1 protein-coding gene is annotated in these 21,628 nt (G+C 72.3%); it reads left to right on the top strand.

Annotated elements, in window-relative coordinates; genetic code table 11:
• The first annotated feature begins 37 nt into the window (after nucleotides 1-37).
• A complete protein-coding gene (locus CGL27_RS18450; RefSeq protein WP_119988543.1) occupies nucleotides 38-21,628 on the top strand; it encodes a type I polyketide synthase in 21,591 nt (7,196 codons plus the stop codon).

Below are 21,628 nucleotides of genomic sequence, written 5' to 3'. Positions count from 1 at the left end.
GCTCATCGACTCATCTCAGCACCGCGGGGACGGCGTAATGGCGACGGCGAACGAAGAGAAGTACCTCGACTACCTCAAGCGGGCCACCACCGACCTGCGCGAGGCGCGGCGGCGGCTGCGCGAGGTCGAGGAGCGTGAGCAGGAGCCGATCGCCATCGTGGCGATGAGCTGCCGCTACCCCGGCGGGGTCAGCACCCCCGAGGAGCTGTGGGAGCTGGTCGCCCGCGGCGGTGACGCGGCCACGCCGTACCCCACCAACCGCGGCTGGGCCACCGACGTCCTCTTCGAGCCGGACCCGGACAGCGACCAGGAGCCGTACGTCCACGAGGGCGGATTCCTGCACGACGCGGCCGACTTCGACCCGGCGTTCTTCGGGATCTCGCCGCGCGAGGCGCTCGCCATGGACCCGCAGCAGCGGCTGCTGCTGGAGACCTCCTGGGAGGCGTTCGAGCGCGCGGGCATCGACCCGACCTCGCTCCAGGGCAGCCGGACCGGTGTGTTCGCGGGCGTGATGTACCACGACTACGCCTCCCGGCTGTTCTCCGCGCCCGAGGACGTCGAGGGCTTCCTCGGCAACGGCAGCTCCGGCTCCATCGCGTCGGGCCGCGTCGCCTACACCTTCGGCCTGGAGGGGCCGGCCGTCACCATCGACACGGCCTGCTCCTCCTCCCTGGTCGCCCTGCACTTCGCCGCCCAGGCGCTGCGCCGCCGGGAGTGCTCGCTGGCCCTGGCCGGCGGTGTCACAGTCATGTCCACCCCCGGCACCTTCACCGAGTTCAGCCGCCAGCGCGGACTCGCCGCCGACGGCCGCTGCAAGTCCTTCGCGGCAGCCGCCGACGGCACCGGCTGGGGCGAAGGCGCCGGCATGCTGCTGCTGGAGCGGCTCTCCGACGCCCGCGCCAACGGCCACCAGGTGCTCGCCCTCGTCCGCGGCAGCGCCATCAACCAGGACGGCGCCAGCAGCGGGCTGACCGCGCCGAACGGCCCCTCGCAGCAGCGCGTCATCCGCCAGGCCCTGGCCTCCGCCCGGCTCTCCGCCGGGCAGATCGACGTGGTCGAGGCCCATGGCACGGGCACCACGCTCGGCGACCCCATCGAGGCGCAGGCCCTGCTCGCCACGTACGGGCGCAACCACACCGAGGACCAGCCGCTGTGGCTGGGCTCCATCAAGTCCAACATCGGCCACACCCAGGCCGCCGCCGGTGTCGCGGGCATCATCAAGATGGTCATGGCGATGCGCCACGGGACGCTTCCACGGACCCTGCACGTCGACCAGCCCACCCCCAACGTCGACTGGTCGGCCGGCGCCGTCTCGCTGCTCACCGAAGGGCGAGCCTGGCCCGACACCGACCAGCCGCGCCGGGCCGCGGTGTCCTCGTTCGGCATCAGCGGCACCAACGCGCACACCATCCTGGAGCAGGCGCCCGAGCCGGGCGCCGAGGAGCCGCAGACCCCGAAGACGGCCGACGACGGCGCCCCCGCCGAAGCCCGTGCCGCCGCCGCGCTGCCGCTGTGGACCGTGGCGGCCAAGAGCCGCCCCGCGCTGCGCGCCCAGGCAGCGAACCTGCGCGCCCACCTCGAGGCCCACCCCGAACTGCGCCTCACCGACGTCGGCTTCTCCCTCGCCATCGGCCGGGCGGCCTTCGACCACCGGGCGGCGATCGTCGCCGACGACCGCGAGGGCCTGATACGGGCCCTCGACGCACTCTCCCGCGAGGAGCCCGCGACCGGGCTGGTCGAGGGGAGGGTCACCGGCGGCAAGGTGGCGTTCCTGTTCACGGGGCAGGGGAGCCAGCGGCTGGGGATGGGGCGTGAGCTGTATGACGCCTATCCGGTGTTCGCGGAGGCGCTGGACGCGGTGTGCGCGGAGCTGGACGCACACCTTGAGCGGCCTTTGAAGGACGTTCTGTTCGGGGCCGATGCCGAGGCGCTCGACCAGACCGGTTTCACCCAGCCCGCGTTGTTCGCGGTTGAGGTGGCGTTGTTCCGGCTGGTGGAGGCGTGGGGTCTGCGGCCCGACTTCCTCTCCGGGCATTCGATTGGTGAGTTGGCTGCCGCGCATGTGGCGGGTGTGTTGTCGCTGGCGGATGCGGCGAAGCTGGTGGCGGCTCGTGGTCGTCTGATGCAGGAGCTTCCGGCGGGTGGCGCGATGGTCGCGGTGCAGGCGTCGGAGGACGAGGTGCTGCCGCTGCTCACCGAGCGGGTCAGCATCGCCGCGCTCAACGGGCCGACTTCGGTCGTCATCGCAGGCGATGAGGACGAGGTTGTCGCGATTGCCGCTGGTTTCGAGGCGCAGGGTCGGAAGACCAAGCGGCTCACGGTCAGCCACGCGTTCCACTCGCCGCGTATGGACGGGATGCTGGGGGCGTTCCGGCAGGTGGCGCAGGGGCTGTCGTACGAGGCTCCGAAGATCCCGATCGTGTCGAATCTGACCGGTGGCGTGGTGTCCGCCGAGGAGATCACGACGGCCGACTTCTGGGTGCGCCATGTCCGCGAGGCCGTCCGCTTCCTCGACGGCGTACGGACGCTGGAGGAGCGCAACGTCACGAAGTTCGTGGAACTGGGCCCGGACGGTGTGCTCACCGCCATGGCCCAGGACTGCCTGACCCGCGACGACGCCACCCTTGTGTCCGCACTGCGCTCCGGCCGCCCGGAGCTCCAGAGCCTGGCCACCGCCGTCGCCGGGGCCCACGTCCACGGTGTCTCCCCCGACTGGACCGCCGTGTTCGCCGGGACGGACACGGCCCGTACGGACCTTCCGCTCTACCCCTTCCAGCGCGACACCTACTGGCTCGACACCGGCTACTGGGCGGGCGACATGGTGTCCGCCGGGCTCGGCGCGGCCGACCACCCGCTGCTGGGTGCCGCGGTGGCGCTCGCCGACTCCGACGGCTTCCTCTACACCGGCCGTCTCGCCCTGGACACCCATCCGTGGCTGGCCGATCACGCGGTGGCGGGCTCGGTGCTGCTGCCCGGCACGGCCTTCGTGGAGCTGGCGATCCGCGCCGGTGACCAGGTCGGTTGCGATCTGCTGGAGGAGCTGACGCTGGAGGCGCCGCTGGTGCTTCCCGAGGTGGGCGGTGTCCAGCTCCAGCTATCGGTGGGCGCGCCCGACAGTTCGGGGCGGCGCGCGCTGACGGTGTACTCGCGGCACGAGGACGCGGCGGTCGACGAGCCGTGGGTGCGGCATGCGTCGGGTGTGCTGGGTTCGGGCGCGCCCGCGGCGTCGTTCGACCTGGCGGCGTGGCCTCCGGCGGGGGCGTCGGCGCTGCCCGTCGAGGGTCTGTACGAGGGTCTGGCCGAGGCGGGGCTGACGTACGGTCCGGTGTTCCAGGGGCTGACGTCCGCGTGGCGGCTGGGTGGCGAGGTCTTCGCGGAGCTGGAGCTGCCGGAGGACGCGCGGTCCGAGGCGGGGCTGTTCGGTCTGCATCCGGCGCTGTTGGATTCGGCGCTGCATGCGGTGGGTCTTGGTGGTCTGGTCGAGGGTGCGGACGGGGCGCGGCTGCCGTTCGCGTGGGCTGGTGTGTCGTTGCACGCGGTGGGTGCTTCGGTGTTGCGGGTGCGGTTGTCGTCGGCCGGTGCGGACGCGGTGTCGCTCGCGGTGGCCGATGGCGCCGGGCGTGCCGTGTTGTCGGTGGACTCGCTGGTGCTGCGGCCGGTGTCCGTCGAGCAGATCCAGGGCGCACGGGGCGGCCGTCAGGAGTCGCTGTTCCGGCTCGACTGGGCCGAGGTGTCCGCCCAGGGCCCGGCGGGACGCGGGGCACTGCTGGGATCCGACGCGCTCGACCTGGCGTCGACCGGCCAGCGGTTCGACACCTACGCCGACCTGGACGCGCTGGCCACGGCGGTCGACTCCGGCGCGGCGCTGCCGGATGACGTGGTGGTCGCCCTTCAAGCCCGTCCGGTGATTGAGGACCGGGGTCCTGGGGCGGAGCCCCAGGTTGCGGGAAGGGGCGGGACAGGGGAAAGCTCCTCACCCGCCGACGCGGTGCACCGCGCCACCGCCCAGGCGCTGAGCCTGCTGCAACAGTGGCTGAATGACGACCGCTTCACGAACTCGCGCCTGGTCCTGCTGACCTCCGGTGCCGTGGCCGCCGGTGCGGACGAGCCGGTGGCCGATCTGACCCATGCCGCGGTCTGGGGCCTGGTGCGCTCCGCCGAGTCGGAGAACCCCGGCCGGTTCGTCCTGGTCGACGTCGATGGCGCGGCCGATTCGCTGAGGGCGGTGCCGGACGCGCTGGCGTCGGGCGAACCGCAGGTGGCCGTACGGGACGGGGTGCTGCGGGCGCCGCGCCTGGCGCGGGCCGCCGCCGCGGGCTCGGGTTCTGGGGAGGACGCGCCGGAGTTCGACGCCGACGGCACGGTGCTGGTCACCGGTGCGAGCGGCACGCTTGGCGCTCTGTTCGCCCGCCATCTGGTGGTGGAGCGTGGCGTACGGCGTCTGCTGCTGGTGAGCCGTCGTGGTGGCGAGGCTCCGGGTGCGGCCGAACTCGGCGCGGAATTGGCCGAGTTGGGCGCCGAGGTGCGGTGGGCGGCGTGTGATGTCGCCGACCGTGGCGCGCTGGCCGAGGCGCTGGCGGGGATTCCGGCCGGGCATCCGCTGACGGCCGTGGTGCATACGGCCGGTGTGCTGGATGACGGTGTGATCGGTTCGCTGACGCCGGAGCGGCTGGAGCGGGTGCTGCGTCCGAAGGTGGACGCCGCCTGGAACCTGCACGAGCTGACCCGCGACCTGGACCTGTCCGCGTTCGTTCTCTTCTCGTCCGCCGCCGGTGTCTTCGGCGCCGCCGGACAGGGCAACTACGCCGCCGCCAACGCCTACCTGGACGCGCTCGCCCAGCACCGTACGGCGCTCGGCCTGCCCGGAACGTCCCTGGCCTGGGGCCTGTGGGCCGCCGAATCCGGTGGTATGGCCGGTGAGCTGGACCAGGCCGACGTGTCCCGGATGAGCCGGGGCGGCGTCGCCGCGCTCGCCACCGACGAGGGCAAGGAACTGTTCGACGCGGCCGGACGGGCGGGCGAGGCCCTGCTCGTCCCGGTGCGGCTGGACCTGGCGGCGGCACGGGCCGAGGCGGCGTCCACCGGTGTGGTGGCCCCGCTGATGTCCGGGCTGGTGCGCGTCCCGGCGCGGCGTACGGCGGAGGGCTCCGCCGGAACGGGCGCCCTGGCACAGCGGCTGGCCCGCCTGAACGAGACCGAGCGGCTGGAGACGCTGCTGGAGCTGGTCCGTACCCAGGTCGCCGCCGTCCTGGGCTATGGCACGGCCGACTCCGTCGACCCCGATCGCGCCTTCCGCGACCTGGGCTTCGACTCGCTGACCGCCGTCGAACTGCGCAACCGCCTGAACGCGGTCACCGGGATGCGGCTCCCCGCCACCCTGGTCTTCGACTATCCGACCTCCCTCGTCCTGGCCGAACACCTCCGGGACGAACTGGCGGGCACCGGCGCCCAGTCGGGCCTGCCCGTCCAGGCCGTGGGCGCCATCGACGACGAGCCGATCGCCATCGTCGGCATGAGCTGCCGATTCCCGGGCGGGGTGCGCACCCCCGAGGACCTGTGGCGGCTGCTGTCCGCCGGCCAGGACGCGATCTCCGGCTTCCCCGTCGACCGTGGCTGGGACCTGGACGCGCTCTACCACCCGGACCCGGAGCACCCCGGCACCTCGTACACCCGCGAGGGCGGTTTCCTCCACGACGCGGCCGACTTCGACCCCACCTTCTTCGGGATCTCGCCGCGCGAGGCGCTGGCGACGGACCCGCAGCAGCGGTTGCTGCTGGAGACGTCGTGGGAGGCGTTCGAGCGTGCGGGCATCGACCCGGCCACGCTGCGCGGCAGCCGTACCGGTGTGTTCGCGGGCGTGATGTACCACGACTACGCCACGCTGGTGGAACAGGCACCGGACGGCGGCGGCGAGGGCGCGATCGGCTCCGGCAGCACGGGCTCCATCGCCTCCGGCCGCGTCGCCTACGCCCTCGGCCTGGAAGGCCCGGCCGTCACCGTCGACACGGCGTGCTCCTCGTCGCTGGTGGCGCTGCACTGGGCGATCCAGGCGCTGCGCTCGGGTGAGTGCACGATGGCGCTGGCCGGTGGCGTCACGGTGATGGCGACCCCCGGCACGTTCGTCGGCTTCAGCCGCCAGGGCGGCCTGTCCGCCGACGGCCGCTGCAAGGCGTTCTCGGCGGACGCGGACGGCACGGGCTGGGCCGAGGGCGCGGGCATGCTGCTGGTCGAGCGGCTGTCGGACGCGCGGAAGAACGGTCACCCGGTGCTGGCCGTGGTGCGCGGCAGCGCGGTGAACCAGGACGGTGCGTCCAATGGTCTGACGGCGCCCAACGGCCCGTCCCAGCAGCGCGTCATCCGGCAGGCGCTGGCCGCCGCCGGGCTGTCGGTCGGCGATGTGGACGCGGTCGAGGCACACGGTACGGGCACGACGCTGGGCGACCCGATCGAGGCGCAGGCGCTGCTCGCCACGTACGGCCAGGACCGGGACGCGGAGCGGCCGTTGCTGCTCGGCTCCATCAAGTCGAACATGGGCCACACCCAGGCCGCCGCCGGTGTCGCCGGTGTGATGAAGATGATCCTCGCCATGCGGCACGGGGTGCTTCCGAAGACTCTGCACGCCGACGAGCCGTCGCCGCATGTGGACTGGTCGGCGGGCGCGGTCGCGCTGCTGACGGACCAGGTGGAATGGCCGGAGACCGGCCGCCCGCGCCGCGCGGGCGTGTCGTCGTTCGGCATCAGCGGCACCAATGTGCACACCATCATCGAGCAGGCGCCGGAGGTGGCGGCGGCGGAGGCTCCGGCGGCTTCCGCTGTCCCGCCCGCCGTGGTGCCATGGGTGCTGTCGGGGCGGGATGCGGCTGCGCTGCGGGACCAGGCCGAGCGGCTGGTGGCGCATGCGACGGACCGGCCCGAGCTGGACGCGGTCGACCTGGGCTACTCGCTGGCGACCGGCCGATCGGCGTTCGACCACCGTGCGGTGGTGGTGGCCGAGGACCGGGATGGGCTGCTGAAGGCTCTGGGGGCGCTGGCCGAGGGACGTCGCGCTGCGGCGCTCGTTCAGGGTTCGGTGGCCGGTGGCAAGGTGGCGTTCCTGTTCACGGGGCAGGGGAGCCAGCGGCTGGGGATGGGGCGTGAGCTGTATGACGCCTATCCGGTGTTCGCGGAGGCGCTGGACGCGGTCTGCGATGAGCTGGACCAGCACCTTGAACGGCCTTTGAAGGACGTCCTGTTCGGGGACGATGCTGAGGCGCTGGATCGGACGGGGTTCACTCAGCCTGCGTTGTTCGCGGTTGAGGTGGCGTTGTTCCGGTTGGTGGAGGCGTGGGGTCTGCGTGCGGACTTCCTGTCGGGTCACTCGATTGGTGAGTTGGCCGCCGCGCATGTGGCGGGTGTGTTGTCGCTGGCGGATGCGTGCCGGTTGGTTGCTGCGCGTGGCCGTCTGATGCAGGAGCTTCCGGCGGGTGGCGCGATGATCGCCGTCCAGGCGTCTGAGGACGAGGTCACGCCGCTGCTCAGCGAGCGGGTGTCGATTGCCGCGCTCAATGGGCCCACCTCGGTCGTCATCGCGGGTGATGAGGACGCGGCGCTGGAGATTGCGGCGTCGTTCGAGGCGCAGGGTCGGAAGACCAAGCGGCTCACGGTCAGCCATGCGTTCCACTCGCCGCGTATGGACGGGATGCTGGAGGCGTTCCGTGAGGTCGCGCAGGGGCTGTCGTACGAGGCTCCGAAGATCCCGATCGTGTCGAATCTGACCGGTGGCGTGGTGTCCGCCGAGGAGATCACGACGGCCGACTTCTGGGTGCGCCACGTCCGCGAGGCCGTCCGCTTCCTCGATGGTGTGCGGGCCCTTGAGGCGCAGGGCGTCTCCACGTTCGTCGAGCTGGGTCCGGACGGTGTGCTCACCGCCATGGCCCAGCAGTGTGTGACCGGCGAGGACGCCGCGTTCGCCGCCGTGCTGCGCAAGGACCGTCCCGAGGCCAAGACGCTGACCACCGCCGTCGCCCGGGCGCATGTCCGTGGTGTGGCGGTCGACTGGGACGCCGTCTTCGGCGGTACCGGCGCGGCTCGGGTCGAGCTGCCCACGTACGCCTTCCAGTACGCGCGCTACTGGCCTGAGCTCCCGGCCGCTGCCCTCGGCGGTACGGCCGGGCTGGGGCTGGCGACCGTCGACCACCCGCTGGTCGGGGCCGCCGTACCGCTCGCCGGTGGCGAGGGGCTGCTGCTCACGGGCCGACTGGGGCTCGACACGCATCCGTGGCTGGCGGACCACGCCGTGATGGGTTCGGTGCTGCTGCCGGGTACGGCTTTTGTGGAGTTGGCGGTTCGTGCGGGTGACCAGGTCGGTTGTGACCAGGTCGAGGAGTTGACGCTGGAGGCGCCGCTGGTGCTTCCGGAGGTGGGAGGCGTTCAGCTTCAGCTTTCGGTGGGTGCGCCGGATGGGTCCGGTCGTCGTGGGTTCGAGGTGTACTCGCGGTTCGAGGACTCGGCCGCTGATGAGCCGTGGCTGCGCCATGCCTCGGGTGTGCTGATGGAGGGCGCTTCGGCGCCGTCGTTCGATCTGGGAGTGTGGCCCCCGGCGGGTGCGACGCCGGTTGCGCTCGATGGTCTGTATGAGGGCATGGCGGGCTTGGGGCTCGCTTACGGTCCGGTGTTCCAGGGGCTGACGTCCGCGTGGCGGCTCGATGGCGAGGTCTTCGCGGAGCTGGAGCTGCCGGAGGACGCGCGGTCGGAGTCGGGCGCGTTCGGTCTGCATCCGGCGTTGTTGGATTCGGCGCTGCATGCGGTGGGTCTTGGTGGTCTGGTCGAGGGTGAGGACGGGGCGCGGCTGCCGTTCGCGTGGGCTGGTGTGTCGCTGCATGCGGTGGGTGCTTCGGTGTTGCGGGTGCGGTTGTCGTCGGCCGGTGCGGATGCGGTGTCGCTGGCGGTGGCGGATGGTGCCGGGCGTGCTGTGTTGTCGGTGGACTCGCTGGTGTTGCGGCCGGTGTCGGCCGAGCAGATCGGCGGTGCGCGGGGCGGTCGTCAGGACTCCCTCTTCCGCCTGGAGTGGGTCGGCCTGCCCGCGACCGTGTCCTCCGCCCCCGTGCCGACGGCCCGCTGGGCGGCGCTCGGTTCGGGCGACCTCGGGCTCGGGGCGGTTGGCGCCGAGATCGCGACGTACGCGGATCTGCCCGCGCTGACCGAGGCCGTCGCGGCGGGTGCCGAAACGCCTGAGCTGGTGTTCGTCTCGCCGTCCGCCGAGGGCGATGGTGGCGAGGATGTGGCGGGTGCTGCGCACCGGGCCACTGCCGAGGCGCTGGAGCTGGTCCAGGCGTGGCTGGGCGATGAGCGGTTCGCGGATGCGCGTCTGACCGTGCTGACCTCGGGTGCCGTGGCCGCCGGCGCGGAGGAGTCGCTGGACGATCCGGCCCAGGCGGCGGTGTGGGGTCTGCTGCGCTCGGCGCAGTCGGAGAACCCGGAACGCCTTGTGCTCGTCGACCTCGACGGCCAGGAAGCGTCGTTCCGTATGCTGTCCGCCGCGCTCGCCTCGGGCGAGTCGCAGCTCGCGCTGCGCGCGGGCGAGGTGCGGGTGCCGCGCCTGGCGCGGGCCGCCGCTGCGGGCTCGGGTTCTGGGGAGGACGCGTCGGAGTTCGATGCCGAGGGCACGGTCCTGGTGACCGGTGCGAGTGGCACGCTGGGCGGGCTGCTGGCGCGCCACCTGGTGGTGGAGCGTGGCGTACGGCGTCTGCTGCTGGTGAGCCGTCGTGGTGGCGAGGCTCCGGGTGCGGCCGAACTCGGCCCGGAATTGGCCGAGTTGGGTGCCGAGGTGCGGTGGACGGCGTGTGATGTCGCCGATCGTGACCAGTTGGCCGAGGTGCTCGGGGCGATTCCGGCGGAGCATCCGCTGACGGCCGTGGTGCATACGGCCGGTGTGCTGGATGACGGCGTGTTCGGTTCGCTGACGCCGGAGCGGCTGGAGCGGGTGCTGCGTCCGAAGGTGGACGCGGCGTGGAATCTGCATGAGCTGACCCGCGATCTCGATCTGTCGGCGTTTGTTCTCTTCTCGTCCGCCGCTGGTGTCTTCGGCAATGCGGGTCAGGGCAACTACGCCGCCGCCAACGCTTTCCTGGACGCACTGGCCCAGCACCGTACGGCGCGCGGTCTGCCCGGTACCTCGCTGGCCTGGGGCCTGTGGGCGGACTCCAGCGCGATGACCGGTGAGCTGGACGACGCGGATGTGTCCCGGATGAGCCGGGGCGGTGTCCTCGCGCTGTCCGCCACCGAGGGGCTGGAGCTGTTCGACGTCGCGGGCCGTCTCGGCGAGGCGCTGCTGGTGCCGATGGCGCTGGACATGGCCGCGCTTCGGGCGCAGGCGGGCAGCGCTGCGCTGGCGCCGCTGTTCCGTGGGCTGGTGCGGGTTCCGGCGCGGCGTGCGGCGGAGGGTGCGGCGGCGTCGGGTGCGCTGGCGCGGCGGCTCGCCGGGCTGGACGCGGCCGAGCAGCTCGATGTGCTGCTGGACCTGGTCCGTACGAACGTCGCGACGGTGCTCGGATACGCCGGTCCGGAGACGGTTGACCCCGACCGCTCCTTCCGTGAGCTGGGCTTTGACTCGCTGACGGCGGTGGAGTTGCGGAATGCGCTGGGTGTGGTGAGTGAGCTGCGGCTGCCCGCGACGCTGGTCTTCGATTACCCGACGCCGGTGGTGTTGGCGGAGTTCCTGCGTGCTGAGGTTGTGGGTGCGGCTGCCGCTGTGTCCGGGCCGGTTGTGGTGGCGGCGGCGGATGATGAGCCGATCGCGATCGTGGGGTTGGGTTGTCGTTATCCGGGTGGGGTGGAGACTCCGGAGGATCTGTGGCGGCTGGTCATGGAGGGCCGGGACGCGATCTCCGAGTTCCCCACCGATCGCGGCTGGGACCTCGGGGCGCTCTACCACGCGGACCCGGACCACAGCGGTACGAGCTACGCCCGTGAGGGCGGCTTCGTGGAGGACGCCGGCCACTTCGACCCGAGCTTCTTCGGCATCTCGCCGCGTGAGGCCCTTGCGATGGACCCGCAGCAGAGGTTGCTGCTGGAGACCTCGTGGGAGGCGTTCGAGCGGGCCGGAATCGATCCGGGTGTGCTGCGCGGCAGCCGTACCGGCGTCTTCGCGGGCGTCATGTACCACGACTACGCCTCGCTGCTGGAGCGGGTGCCGGAGGGCGTCGAAGGCTTCCTCGGTACGGGTAATGCGGGGAGTGTGATTTCGGGGCGGTTGGCGTACACGTTTGGTCTTGAGGGGCCGACGATTACGGTGGATACGGCGTGTTCGTCGTCGTTGGTGGCGTTGCATCTGGCGGTTCAGGCGCTGCGGAACGGTGAGTGTTCGCTGGCGCTCGCGGGTGGTGTGACGGTGATGGCGACTCCGGCGCCGTTTGTGGAGTTCAGTCGTCAGCGTGGGCTTGCGGCGGATGGTCGGTGCAAGGCGTTTTCGGCGGATGCGGATGGCACGGGGTGGTCCGAGGGTGCGGGCATGCTGCTGGTGGAGCGGCTGTCGGATGCGCGGAAGAACGGGCATCCGGTGCTGGCGGTGGTGCGTGGCAGCGCCATCAACCAGGATGGTGCGTCGAATGGTCTGACGGCGCCGAACGGTCCGTCGCAGCAGCGGGTGATTCGTCAGGCGTTGGCGAATGCGGGTCTGTCGACTGGTGATGTGGACGCGGTGGAGGCGCATGGCACGGGTACCAGTCTTGGTGACCCGATCGAGGCGCAGGCGTTGATGGCCACGTATGGCCAGGAGCGGGATGCGGAGCGGCCGTTGCTGCTCGGCTCGATCAAGTCGAACATGGGTCATACGCAGGCGGCTGCCGGTGTTGCGGGGATCATCAAGATGGTGATGGCGATGCGGCATGGTGTGTTGCCGCGGACGTTGCATGCGCAGGAGCCGTCGCCGCATATTGATTGGTCGGCGGGTGCGGTTTCGTTGTTGCGGGAGTCGGTGGAGTGGCCTGAGGCGGGTCGTCCCCGGCGGGCGGCGGTCTCGTCGTTCGGCTTCAGCGGTACCAACGCGCACACCATCATCGAGCAGGCCCCGGCCACCGAGGACGAGGCCCCGCGTGAGGTGGCGACCGCGCCTGGTGTGACGTCGTGGCCGCTGTCGGCGAAGACCGCCGACGCGCTGCGTGCGCAGGCCGTGCGGCTCCGTTCCTACCTGGACGAGCGGCCGGAGATCGCACCGGCCGACCTCGGCTACTCGCTCGCGACCACGCGCGCCGCGCTGGACCACCGCGCGGTGCTGGTGGCCGACGACCGCGAGGGTTTCCTGCGCGGTCTGGACGCCCTGGCACGCGGCGAGTCGGGCGCGGAGGCGATCCAGGGCTCGGGCGCCGCTGTCGGCAAGGTGGCGTTCCTGTTCACGGGGCAGGGCAGCCAGCGGCTCGGGATGGGGCGTGAGCTGTACGACGCCTACCCGGCGTTCGCCGAGGCGTTCGACGCGGTCTGCGATGAGCTGGACGCACATCTCGAACGGCCGCTTCGTGACGTGCTGTTCGGGGACGACGCCGAGGCGCTGGATCAGACCGGGGTCACCCAGCCCGCGCTGTTCGCGATCGAGGTGGCGCTGTTCCGGCTGGTGGAGACCTGGGGGCTGAAGGCGGACTTCCTCTCCGGGCATTCGATTGGTGAGCTGGCTGCCGCCCATGTGGCGGGTGTGCTCTCCCTCGCGGACGCGGCGAAGCTGGTGGCGGCCCGTGGCCGTCTGATGCAGGCGCTTCCGGCGGGTGGCGCGATGATCGCCGTTCAGGCGTCCGAGGACGAGGTGCTGCCGCTGCTCAGCGAGCGGGTCAGCACCGCCGCGCTCAACGGCCCGACCTCCGTGGTCATCGCGGGTGACGAGGACGCGGCTCAGGAGATTGCCGCGTCGTTCGAGGCGCAGGGTCGTAAGACCAAGCGGCTCACGGTCAGCCACGCGTTCCACTCCCCGCGCATGGACGGGATGCTGGACGGGTTCCGTGAGGTGGCCGAGGGGCTGACCTACGAGGCCCCGCGCATCCCGATCGTCTCCAACCTGACCGGGAACGTCGTCTCCGCCGAGGAGATCGCGACCCCCGACTTCTGGGTGCGCCACGTCCGCGAAGCCGTCCGCTTCCTCGATGGCGTCCGGACGTTGGAAGCCCAAGGCGTCACCACCTACCTCGAACTCGGCCCCGACGGCGTTCTCACCGCCATGGCCCAGGAGTGCGTCGCCGACGCCGCGGCCGCCGGATTCGCCGCCGTGTTGCGGGCCGGTCGGCCCGAGGCGCGGGCGGTCCACGCCGCCGTGGCGCGGGCGCATGTCCGTGGTGTCGCGGTGGACTGGGAGGCGGTCTTCGCCGGTACGGGCGCCGCTCGGGTCGAGCTGACCGACCTGCCGACGTACGCCTTCCAGCGCCGCCGGTACTGGCCCCAGGCGTCGGCGTACGGCGTCGGCGGCACGGCGGGGCTCGGCCTGGCCGCCGCCGACCATCCGCTCGTGGGCGCCGTCGTACCGCTCGCGGGCGGCGATGGACTGCTGCTGACCGGGCGGATCTCGGCGCAGACGCATCCGTGGCTGGCGGATCACGCCGTGATGGGTTCGGTGCTGCTGCCGGGTACGGCTTTTGTGGAGTTGGCGGTTCGCGCGGGTGACCAGGTCGGTTGTGACCGGGTCGAGGAGTTGACGCTGGAGGCGCCGCTGGTGCTTCCGGAGGTGGGAGGCGTTCAGCTTCAGCTTTCGGTGGGGGCGCCGGATGGCTCCGGCCGCCGCGCGTTCGAGGTGTACTCGCGGTTCGAGGACTCGGCCGCTGATGAGCCGTGGCTGCGCCATGCCTCGGGTGCGCTCGTGGAGGGCGCCCCGGCACCGTCGTTCGACCTGAGCGCATGGCCGCCGGCCGGTGCGACGCCGGTTGCGCTCGATGGTCTGTATGAGGGCATGGCGGGCCTGGGGCTCGCCTACGGCCCGGTGTTCCAGGGGCTGACGTCCGCGTGGCGGCTCGATGGCGAGGTCTACGCCGAGCTGGAGCTGCCGGAGGACGCGCGGTCCGAGGCGGGGCTGTTCGGTCTGCATCCGGCGTTGTTGGATTCGGCGCTGCATGCGGTGGGTCTTGGTGGTCTGGTCGAGGGTGAGGACGGGGCGCGGCTGCCGTTCGCGTGGGCTGGTGTGTCGTTGCACGCGGTGGGTGCTTCGGTGTTGCGGGTGCGGTTGTCCGCCGCCGGTGCGGATGCGGTGTCGCTGGCGGTGGCGGATGGTGCCGGGCGTGCGGTGTTGTCGGTGGACTCGCTGGTGTTGCGGCCGGTGTCGGCCGAGCAGATCGGCGGTGCGCGGGGCGGCCGTCAGGATTCCCTCTTCCGCCTGGAGTGGACCGAGTTCGCGGCCGAGACGGACGCGCGGATCGGCAGCGGCTGGGTGGTGCTCGGCTCCGAGGCGCTGGAGCGTGGCCTCTCCGGCTCGGACGTGGCCGCGTACGCGGATCTGGCCGCACTGGGCGCGGCGATCGAGTCGGGCGCGGCAGTGGCCGATGAGGTGCTCGTCGACTTCTCGTCCGACGGGGACGGCGGTCCGGCCGCCGTACACCAGGCCACGGCCAGGGCGCTGGAGCTGATCCAGACCTGGCTGGCCGATGAGCGGTTCGCGGATGCGCGTCTGACCGTACTGACCTCGGGCGCGGTGGCCACCGAGGCCGTCGAGCCGGTGGCGGACCTGGCGGGTGCCGCCGTATGGGGCCTGCTGCGCTCGGCGCAGTCGGAGAACCCGGGCCGGTTGGTCCTGGTCGACGTCGATGGTGCGGCCGGTTCGCTGTCGGCGGTCGCGGGCGCGCTGGGGTCCGGTGAACCGCAGGTGGCCGTACGGGACGGGGCGCTGCGGGCACCGCGTCTGGCACGGGCCGCCGTGGATACCGAGCAGCCGCTCGATGTCGATGCCGAGGGCACGGTGCTGGTCACGGGTGCGAGTGGCACGCTGGGCGGGCTGCTGGCCCGCCACCTGGTGGTGGAGCGTGGCGTACGGCGGCTGCTGCTGGTGAGCCGCCGTGGCGACCAGGCGCCGGGTGCCGTCGAACTCGGCTCCGAGCTTTCCGAGTTGGGCGCGAATGTGCGCTGGGCGGCGTGTGATGTGGCGGACCGGGACGCGCTCGCCGCGACCCTCGCCGACGTCCCCGCCGAGCATCCGCTCACGGCGGTCGTCCACACGGCCGGTGTGCTGGATGACGGTGTGATCGGTTCGCTGACGCCGGAGCGGCTGGAGCGGGTGCTGCGTCCGAAGGTGGACGCGGCGTGGAATCTGCATGAGCTGACCCGCGATCTCGATCTGTCGGCGTTTGTTCTCTTCTCGTCCGCCGCTGGTGTCTTCGGCAACGCGGGTCAGGGCAACTACGCCGCCGCCAACGCCTACCTGGACGCCCTCGCCCAGCACCGTCGGGCGCACGGCCTGGCCGGTACCTCGCTGGCCTGGGGTCTGTGGGCCGACTCCAGCGCGATGACCGGTGAGTTGGACGAGGCCGATGTGTCCCGGATGAGCCGGGGTGGCGTGGTCGCGCTGTCCGCCACCGAGGGCCTGGAGCTGTTCGACGCCGCGTACCGCACGGACGAGGCGCTGCTCGTGCCCGTCCGGCTGGACCTGGCCGTGCTGCGCGCCGAGGCGGCGTCGGCCGGTGTGGTCGCGCCGCTGCTGCGGGGGCTGGTGCGGGTTCCGGCGCGGCGTGCGGCGGAGGGTGCGGCGGCGTCGGGTGCGCTGGCGCGGCGGCTGGCCGGTCTGAGCGAGGCCGAGCAGCTCGACGCCCTGCTGGAACTGGTCCGTACGCAGGTCGCCGCCGTACTCGGCCATGACTCGCTGGACACCGTCGAACCGCATCGCTCCTTCCGTGAGCTGGGCTTTGACTCGCTGACGGCGGTGGAGTTGCGGAATGCGCTGGGTGCGGTGAGTGAGCTGCGGCTGCCCGCGACGCTGGTCTTCGATTACCCGACGCCGGTGGTGTTGGCGGAGTTCCTGCGTGCTGAGGTTGTGGGTGCGGCTGCCGCTGTGTCCGGGCCGGTTGTGGTGGCGGCGGCGGATGATGAGCCGATCGCGATTGTGGGGTTGGGCTGTCGTTATCCGGGTGGGGTGGAGACCCCGGAGGATCTGTGGCGGCTGGTCATGGAGGGCCGGGACGCGATCTCCGAGTTCCCCGCCGACCGCGGCTGGGATCTGGATGGGCTCTACCACCCGGACCCCGACCACCCGGGCACCTCGTACTCTCGCGAGGGCGGCTTCGTCGACCGGGCGGGCCACTTCGACCCGGCGTTCTTCGGCATCTCGCCGCGTGAGGCGCTCGCGATGGATCCGCAGCAGCGGTTGCTGCTGGAGACGTCGTGGGAGGCGTTCGAGCGGGCCGGGATCGCCCCGGGTGTGCTGCGCGGCAGCCGTACCGGCGTCTTCGCCGGTGTGATGTACCACGACTACGCCTCCTCGCTGCCGGCGCTTCCGGAAGGCGTGGAGGGATTCGTCGGTACGGGTAATGCGGGGAGTGTGATTTCGGGGCGGTTGGCGTACACGTTTGGTCTTGAGGGGCCGACGATTACGGTGGATACGGCGTGTTCGTCGTCGTTGGTGGCGTTGCATCTGGCGGTTCAGGCGCTGCGGAACGGTGAGTGTTCGCTGGCGCTCGCGGGTGGTGTGACAGTGATGGCGACTCCGGCGCCGTTTGTGGAGTTCAGTCGTCAGCGTGGGCTTGCGGCGGATGGTCGGTGCAAGGCGTTTTCGGCGGATGCGGATGGCACGGGGTGGTCCGAGGGTGCGGGCATGCTGCTGGTGGAGCGGCTGTCGGACGCGCGGAAGAACGGGCATCCGGTGCTGGCGGTGGTGCGTGGCAGCGCCATCAACCAGGATGGTGCGTCGAATGGTCTGACGGCGCCGAACGGTCCGTCGCAGCAGCGGGTGATTCGTCAGGCGTTGGCGAATGCGGGTCTGTCGACTGGTGATGTGGACGCGGTGGAGGCGCATGGCACGGGTACCAGTCTTGGTGACCCGATCGAGGCGCAGGCGTTGATGGCCACGTATGGCCAGGAGCGGGATGCGGAGCGGCCGTTGCTGCTCGGCTCGATCAAGTCGAACATGGGTCATACGCAGGCGGCTGCCGGTGTTGCGGGGATCATCAAGATGGTGATGGCGATGCGGCATGGTGTGTTGCCGCGGACGTTGCATGCGCAGGAGCCGTCGCCGCATATTGATTGGTCGGCGGGTGCGGTTTCGTTGTTGCGGGAGTCGGTGGAGTGGCCTGAGGCGGGTCGTCCCCGGCGGGCGGCGGTCTCGTCGTTCGGCTTCAGCGGTACCAACGCGCACACCATCATCGAGCAGGCCCCTGAGCTCGAACCGGCGGAGGCTCCGACCGCCCCGGTCGCCCAGCCGTCCGTTCTGCCGTGGGTGCTCTCCGGCAAGAACACCGACGCGCTGCGCGCCCAGGCCGAGCGGCTGCTCGCCGACGTCGAGGGGCGGCCGGAGCTGTCGCTGACCGACCTGGCGTACTCGCTCGCGACCACGCGGGCCGCGCTGGACCACCGTGCGGTGGTCGTCGGCGGTGACCGGGCCGGACTGGCCTCGGGTCTGGAGGCGCTGGCACATGGCGAGTCGGTGGCCGGGCTCACCGAAGGCGCGGTGGCGGACGGCAAGGTGGCGTTCCTGTTCACGGGGCAGGGCAGCCAGCGGCTCGGGATGGGGCGTGAGCTGTACGACGCCTACCCGGCGTTCGCCGAGGCGTTCGACGCGGTCTGCGATGAGCTGGACGGGCACCTTGAACGGCCGCTGCGGGATGTGCTGTTCGGCGAGGACGCGTCCGCGCTGGACCGGACCGGGTTCACTCAGCCCGCGCTGTTCGCGGTCGAGGTGGCGCTGTTCCGGCTGGTGGAGACCTGGGGTCTGAAGGCGGACTTCCTGTCGGGCCACTCCATCGGTGAGCTGGCCGCCGCCCATGTGGCGGGTGTCCTCTCGCTGGCGGATGCGGCGAAGCTGGTGGCGGCTCGTGGCCGCCTGATGCAGGCGCTGCCTGCCGGTGGCGCGATGATCGCCGTCCAGGCGGCCGAGGACGAGGTGGCGCCGCTGCTCACCGACCGCGTGAGCATCGCCGCCCTCAACGGGCCCACCTCCGTCGTCATCGCGGGCGACGAGGACGCGGCCGAGCGGATCGCGGCGGGCTTCGAGGCGCAGGGCCGCAAGACCAAGCGGCTCATCGTCAGCCACGCCTTCCACTCCCCGCGCATGGACGGCATGTTGGACGCGTTCCGCGAGGTCGCGGAGGGGCTGACCTACGAGGCCCCGCGCATCCCGATCGTCTCCAACCTGACCGGGAACGTCGTCTCCGCCGAGGAGATCACGACCCCCGGCTTCTGGGTGCGCCACGTCCGCGAGGCCGTCCGTTTCCTCGATGGCGTCCGGACGATGGAAGCCCAAGGCGTCACCACCTACGTCGAGTTGGGCCCCGACGGTGTCCTGACGGCCATGGCCCAGGACTGTGTGACCGGCGAGGACGCCGCGTTCGCCGCCGCGCTGCGCAAGGACCGCACCGAGGCCGAGACCCTGACGGCCGCCATCGCCCGTGCCCATGTGCGCGGTGTGGCAGTCGACTGGGCGGCGTTCTTCGCGGGGACCGGCGCCCAGCGCACCGAGCTGCCGACGTACCCCTTCCAGCGCGAGCGCTACTGGCTGGAGGCTCCCGCCGGAGCCGTGGGCGACGTGGTCTCGGCCGGTCTCGGCTCGGCCGATCACCCGCTGTTGGGCGCGGCGGTGGATCTGCCCGACTCCGAGGGCTTCCTCTTCACGGGCCGGCTCTCGCTCCGTACGCACCCCTGGCTGGCCGATCACGCCGTCATGGACACCGTGATGCTGCCCGGTACGGCCCTGGTCGAGCTGGCGGTACGCGCCGGTGACCAGGTCGGCTGCGATCTGCTGGACGAGCTGACCCTCGAAGCGCCGCTGATCCTTCCGGAGCGTGGCGGAGTGCAGCTTCGGGTCGCCGTGGACGAGCCCGACGGCCCCGACGGGCGCCGCGCGCTGACCGTCTACTCGCGGCTGGAGGACGCCGCCGACGAGCCGTGGATCCGGCACGCCTCCGGTGTGCTCACGGTCTCCGGATCCTCCTCCGCCGTCACCACCGGCACGGCGGAATGGCCCCCGGCCGCCACCGGGACCACCGACGACCTCGAACCGCTCGACGTGGACGGGCTGTACGACGGCTTCGCCGCGCTCGGCCTCGTCTACGGGCCGGTGTTCCAGGGGCTGCGGGCCGCCTGGCGGCGCGGGGTCGAGGTGTTCGCCGAGGTGGCGCTCGACGAGGACCGGCAGGGCGAGGCCCGTGCGTACGGGCTGCACCCGGCGCTGCTGGACGCCGCGCTGCACACGGTGGCGCTCGGCGGGTTCTTCCCGGCCGAGGAGGCGGGCCGGGCCCGGCTGCCGTTCTCGTGGGACGCCGTACGGCTGCACGCGGTCGGTGCGACCGCGCTGCGGGTGCGGGTCTCCCCGGCCGGGCAGGGCGCGGTGGCGCTGGAGATCACCGACGAGGCCGGTGCCCCGGTGGTGTCGGTCGGCTCGCTGGCGCTGCGACCGCTGGACGCCGAGCAGTTCGCGGCCGCCCGTACCGCACACCACGAGGCGCTGTTCCGTCTCGACTGGGCCGCGCTGCCCGCGCCCGCCGAGCCGCGGCGGCCGGAGGACACCGCCCTGTGGGCCGTCCTGGACGGCACCGGCGGCGATCTGAAGATCACGGCCGCGCTGACGGACGCGGACACCGGTATCGAGGCCGAGACCTACGCGGGGCTCTCCGCGCTCGCCGAGGCGGTGGAGGCCGAGGGGATCGCGCCCGATGTGGTCCTCGTGCCGTGCCTGCCCGACCTGGGCACGCCCGGGGACACCGCGGGCGCCGCGCACACCGTCGTCCGGCGGACGCTGGCGCTGGTCCAGGAGTGGATCGCCGACGAGCGGTTCGCCGACTCCCGGCTGGTCCTCCTCACCCGTGGCGCGGTGGCCGTGACCACCGGCGACGACACCGGGGCCGAAGGGGCCGAAGGGACCGAGGGCGTGGACGACCTGACCCACGCCGCCGCCTGGGGCCTGGTGCGGTCGGCGCAGGCCGAGCACCCGGGCCGCTTCGTCCTGGTCGATGTCCAAGGCGACGTCGATGTCCATGGAGACCTCGGTGTCCACGGCGACCCGGCCAACAGCGCCGCCAACGGCTGGCTCCCCGCCCTGGTGGCGGGTTTGCGGACGGACGAGCCCCAGCTTGCCATCCGCGCCGGGACCGTCCACGCACCGCGCCTCGCCCGGGTGGCGGCCCTGGACGAGGCGGCCGTGCCCGGCCTCGACCCGACGGGCACCGTGCTGATCACCGGCGCGTCCGGCACCCTGGGCGGGCAGTTGGCCCGCCATCTGGTGACCGAGCGCGGCGCCCGGAGGCTGCTGCTGACCAGCCGCCGTGGCGCGGAGGCGGCGGGTGCCGCCGAACTTGCAGCCGAGCTGGGCGCGTTGGGCGCCGAGGTCACCTGGGCGGCGTGCGACGCGGCCGACCGGGACGCGCTTGCCGGCCTCCTGGCGGACATCCCCGCCGACCACCCCCTCACCGCCGTGATCCACGCGGCGGGCGTCCTGGACGACGGGATCATCGAATCCCTCACTCCGGAGCGCGTGGAGCGGGTGCTGCGGCCCAAGGTGGACGCGGCGTGGAACCTCCACGAGCTGACCGGCGACAGCGACCTCTCCGCATTCGTCCTGTTCTCCTCGGCGGCCGGTGTCTTCGGCAACCCGGGGCAGGGCAACTACGCGGCGGCCAACACCTTCCTGGACGCCCTCGCCCAGCACCGCCGCGCCCAGGGCCTGCCCGCCGTCTCCCTGGCCTTTGGCCTGTGGGAGGACGACGGCGGCATGGCCGCGACCCTCGCCGACGCCGACCGGCAGCGGATGAGCCGCGGCAGCATGGGCGCGCTGAGCAACGCCGAGGGCCTGGCCCTGTTCGACGTGGCCGGGCTCGCCGGACACGCGGTGCTGATCCCCGCCGCCCTGGACATCGGCGCCCTGCGCGCCCAGTCCACGGGCGGGGTCGCCCCGCTGCTGCGCGGGCTGATCCGCACCCCCGTACGGCGGGCCGCGGCCGGTGGCGGCGGGGCGGACGAGGCGGCGGGCATCGCCGAGCGGCTCGCGGGCATGTCCGCGGCCGAACGGGACCGCTTCCTGCTCAACCTGGTCTGCGGCCAGGTGGCCACCGTGCTCGGCTACGGCAGCGCGGCGGCGATCGAGCCCGGCGCGGCCTTCAAGGAGCTGGGCTTCGACTCGCTCACCGCCGTCGAACTCCGCAACCGGCTCGGCGCGGCCACCGGACTCCGGCTGCCCGCCACGCTGATCTTCGACTACCCGACCCCCGACGCCCTGACCGACCATCTGCGCGCGGAACTCCCGCACGGGGACGGCGGCGGCCCGTCGGTGTTCGGCGAACTCGACCGTCTGGAAGCCGCCCTGGCGGTGGCCGCGGACGACAGCGTCACCCGCTCCAGGATCACCATGCGCCTCCAGGCGCTCCTGGCGAAGTGGAACGACGCCCAGGAAACGACCGCGGACGGCGACACCGACGACCACGACCTCGAATCCGCGACCGACGATGAGCTCTTCGATCTGCTCGACGACGAACTCGGCTCCTCCTGA

Source organism: Streptomyces sp. 11-1-2 (assembly GCF_003595545.1).
Lineage (GTDB): Bacteria > Actinomycetota > Actinomycetes > Streptomycetales > Streptomycetaceae > Streptomyces > Streptomyces hygroscopicus_B.
This window is presented reverse-complemented; position numbering and strand designations above follow the sequence as displayed.

Excerpts from the sequence above, each read along its gene's own strand:
- CGL27_RS18450 (WP_119988543.1), top strand. The coding sequence starts at position 38 with ATGGCGACGGCGAACGAAGAGAAGTACCTCGACTACCTCAAGCGGGCC.